This is a genomic window from Micromonospora sp. NPDC049580, assembly GCF_040675595.1.
In the GTDB taxonomy this organism is placed as follows: Bacteria; Actinomycetota; Actinomycetes; order Mycobacteriales; family Micromonosporaceae; genus Micromonospora.
The window spans coordinates 1-3,805 of the sequence record NZ_JBFAPG010000559.1; the positions used below are offsets into that span (position 1 = coordinate 1).

At 74.7% G+C, this 3,805-nt stretch carries 4 protein-coding genes; all 4 read right to left on the reverse strand.

The window, feature by feature from the left end; translation table 11 throughout:
* Positions 1–74: 74 nt before the first annotated feature.
* The 4 genes from AB0J68_RS29010 to mnmA are packed head-to-tail and all read right to left on the reverse strand — an operon-like array spanning position 75 to position 3,663.
* The gene (locus AB0J68_RS29010) at positions 75–1,085 is read right to left on the reverse strand and encodes an ADP-ribosylglycohydrolase family protein (protein ID WP_363941688.1); all 1,011 of its coding nucleotides are present in this window, start codon (positions 1,083–1,085) and stop codon (positions 75–77) included.
* A 30-nt stretch (positions 1,086–1,115) separates the two neighbouring features.
* Positions 1,116–1,487, reverse strand: coding sequence for a VOC family protein (locus AB0J68_RS29015; protein ID WP_354861225.1), 372 nt, complete (start codon positions 1,485–1,487; stop codon positions 1,116–1,118).
* 37 nt (positions 1,488–1,524) lie between these two features.
* Complete coding sequence (locus AB0J68_RS29020) at positions 1,525–2,529, reverse strand: methionine synthase (RefSeq protein WP_354861223.1); 1,005 nt, start codon at positions 2,527–2,529, stop codon at positions 1,525–1,527.
* A gap of 60 nt (positions 2,530–2,589) precedes the next feature.
* Complete coding sequence (gene mnmA, locus AB0J68_RS29025) at positions 2,590–3,663, reverse strand: tRNA 2-thiouridine(34) synthase MnmA (RefSeq protein WP_363941691.1); 1,074 nt, start codon at positions 3,661–3,663, stop codon at positions 2,590–2,592.
* Positions 3,664–3,805: the final 142 nt, after the last annotated feature.

Genomic DNA, 3,805 nt, shown 5'->3' on the forward strand with positions numbered 1-3,805 from the left:
CCAGGCCAGGCCAGGCCAGGCCAGGCCAGGCCAGGCCAGGCCAGGCCAGGCCAGGCCAGGCCACGCCCGGCCGGTCAGTCCCAGGCTGCGCCGAGGGTGGCGAGCTGGTCGGCGTACTCGATGCGGTCGGCCCAGCCAGGCGGCCAGGCCGCCATCCCGGTGGCCACGCCCACGAAGGCGCCGGCCAGGGCGGCGATCGAGTCGGAGTCGCCGGCGGTGGTCGCGCCCCGGGCCAGCGCCGCGACCGGGTCGTCGGCGTGGCGTACGGCGCAGAACAGAGCGGTGGCCAGCGCCTCCTCGGCCACCCAGCCCTCCCCCGTGGCCCGGCACGGGTCGCCGCCGTCGTCCGGCTCGCCGAGGGCGACGGTCAGCCGGCGCAGCGCCACCAGGCATTCGTCCCAGCCGCGGGCGATGAACTCCTCCGGCGTGTCGACCCCCGGGCGCTGCCAGAGATCGCCCAGCCACTCGCGGCGGTAGACGCGGTGCTGGGACCGCGCCCGCTCGGTGAGAATCGCGGGAAGCTCCGCCAGCGGGACGCCCCCACGCACGGCGAAGACCGCGTACGCGGTGAGTTCGCTGGCGGCCAACCCGGTCGGGTGGCCGTGGGTCAGTCCGGCCTGCAACTGGGCCAGCCCGGCCAGCGTGTCGAGGTCGGCGTCCAGCAACCCCACCGGCGTCACGCGCATGTTGGCGCCGCAGCCCTTCGAGTCGGCGATCGTCGCCTCCTGCCAGGGCAGCCCTCGGGCCAGGTCGGCGCAGGCGCGCAGGCAGGTCATCCCGGGGGCGCGGTTGTTGTCCGGACTGACCGACCAGGCCACGAAACGCCGTCGCAGCAGCGGCTCCACCACCTCCGGAGTCAGCGACGGCGCCTCGTGCAGCGCCCAGCCCACCGCCAGCGCCATCTGGGTGTCGTCCGTGACCAGCGCCGGCTCGCCGGTCAGCTCACGCGGGCCGGTCGGGCCGTAGCGGCGCTGGATCTCGGCGACGGTCAGGAACTCGGTGGGCTTGCCCAGGGCGTCACCGTAGGCGAGGCCGAAGAGCGAACCGGAGGCGCGCAGCGGAGAGGAGTGGATCACGGCGGCCATGATGCCGGGCCGCCGCAACCCACGCCATGCTCAGTCCCAGCAGAGGCAGAACGGGTGGCCGGCCGGGTCGGCGTAGACCCGGAAACCCTCGCCCTCGCCGGGCAGCCGCCGGGCACCGAGCGCGAGCGCCGCCTTCTCCGCGCTGTCGATGTCGTCCACCGTCACGTCCAGGTGGAACTGCTGCGGACGCTCCGGGTCCGGCCAGGCCGGCGGACGCAGGTTGAGCGCCCGCTGGAACGCCAGGCGGGGCTGGTGCCCGGGCGGGCCGCCCAGCACCACCCACTCGTCATCGGGCTCGCCCTCACCCTCGACCAGGGGGATGCCGAGCAGCTCGGAGTAGAACGCGGCCAGCGCCCGCGGATCGGGGCAGTCGATCACCACTGAACGTAGCTGTCCAATCATGACCGTCATCCTGCCCACCGGGTACGACAGAAAAACGTCACTCCTCGGTGAACCGGCGACCGGCGTCCCGGCAGGCCGCGAGCACCGCCCGGGCGTACTGGGGAGTGGCTCCGGCCAGGCCGCACGCCGGGGTGACGACCACCTGCTCGGCGAGCTGCCGACGGGGAAAGCCGAGGCGGTCCCAGATCTGGCGTACCCGATCGGCGATCTGCGCGGAGGTCGGTGCGCCACCGGCCGACGGCTGCCGGGTCGGCGCGGCGCCGGCCAGCAGCCCGAGGCCCGCGTCGATGGCCTCGCCCAGCGGGTCCAGGTCGGTGACCAGGTCGAGGTCGAGGGCGACCGCGACGGCGCCGGTGGAACGGATCAGCTCCAGCGGCACCTGCGGGGCGCAGCAGTGCACCACAGTGGGTACGCCCACCGCGTCGACGACCGTACGCAGCAGAGCGGCCGCGTCCGCGGACTCCACCGCCCGGTACGCGCCCAGCCCGCTCTCGGTGGGCACCCGCCCGGCCAGCACGGTCGGCAGCGACGGCTCGTCGAGTTGCAGCAGGACCGAGGCCCCGGGCAGCCGCCGGGCGACCGCCGCGACGTGCCCGCGCAGCCCTTCGGCGAGGGAGCCGGTGAGGTCGAGGACCGCGCCGGGGTCACGCAGCAGCCGGCCGCCGATCGGCAGTTCCAGCGAAGCGGCCAGGGTGAGGGGGCCAGCGGCCTGCACCTTGATCGGGCCGGCGTACCCCTCGGCCTGCTCGGCGAGCTGGTCCAGGTCGCGTTCCATCAGGTCCCGGGCCCGGCGCAGGTCGCGGCCGGGGCGGGGGGCGACCCGCCAACGCCCGGCGTACAGCTCGACGGGCAGCTCCACCAGCAGCCCGGCGCTGCGGCCGATCAGGTCGGCCCCGGGGCCGCGTGCCGGCAGCTCGGGCAGGTGCGGCAGCTCGGGAAGCTCACCGAGGACGACCCGCTGGGCCTCGGCGATGTCGGTGCCGGGCAGCGAGCCGATACCGGTCGCCGCGCCGGCCGGCCAGGGCCACGCCTGATCTGTCACGGCCGAAGGCTATCCCGCTGGACGCGCCGGCCGCTCGGCGACCACGCGCAGATCGCCCGGTCAGCCGGTGATGGTCGCGGAGCCGAGGACGATGTCGCCGGCCGGGTCCGGACGGTACGCCACCACGGCCTGACCGGCGGCCACACCGCGGACCGGTCGACGCAGCTCGGCGTGCAGCGTGTCGCCGTCGAGGTCGACGGTCGCCGGCACCACGTCACCGTGCGCGCGCAACTGCACCTCGCACTCGACCGGAGCGGCCGGACGGGGGCCACCGGTCCACACCGGGCGGGTGGCCCGCACCGTCGACACCTCCAGCGCCTCGGCCGGACCGACCGTCACCGTGTTGGTCTTGGGCGTGATGGAGAGCACGTAGCGCGGCCGACCGTCGGGGGCGGGTCGGTCCAGGTGCAGACCGCGACGCTGCCCCACCGTGTAGGCGTACGCGCCGGTGTGACTGCCGACCACCGCGCCGGTGCTCGCGTCGACGACGTCGCCGGGCGCCTCGCCGAGCCGGCCGGCGAGGAAGCCGCGGGTGTCGCCGTCGGCGATGAAGCAGATGTCGTGGGAGTCCGGCTTGTCGGCCACCGCCAGGCCACGCTCGGCGGCCTCCGCGCGGACCTGCGCCTTCGTCGAGTCGCCGAGCGGGAACATTGACCGGTCCAGCTGCTCGCGGGTGAGGACCGCCAGCACGTACGACTGGTCCTTGGCCACGTCGACGCTGCGGCGCAGCAGCCCGTCCGGGCCGAGCCGGGCGTGGTGGCCGGTGACCACCGCGTCGAAGCCCAGGGCCACCGCCCGGTCCAGCACCGCCGCGAACTTGATCTTCTCGTTGCAGCGCAGGCACGGATTCGGCGTACGACCCGCGGCGTACTCGGCCACGAAGTCGTCGACCACGTCCTCGTGGAAACGGTCGGCCATGTCCCACACGTAGAACGGGATGCCGATCACGTCGGCGGCCCGGCGGGCGTCCCGGGAGTCCTCCAGGGTGCAGCAGCCGCGCGCCCCGGTCCGGTACGTCTGCGGGTTTCGGGCCAGCGCCAGGTGCACGCCTGTCACATCATGCCCGGCCGCCATAGCCCGTGCCGCCGCCACGGCCGAGTCCACCCCGCCCGACATCGCCGCCAAAACCCTCACCAGCAGACTCCCTTCCCCACCAACCCTATCCACCTGCCCGGCCCAGCCCCCACCCCACTCCGGCGTCGAACGGGGCCGCCCGGTCGGAGCACCGCGTCGATCATGAAGTTATTGCCGACCGTATCGGCGCGTCGTGGCAATA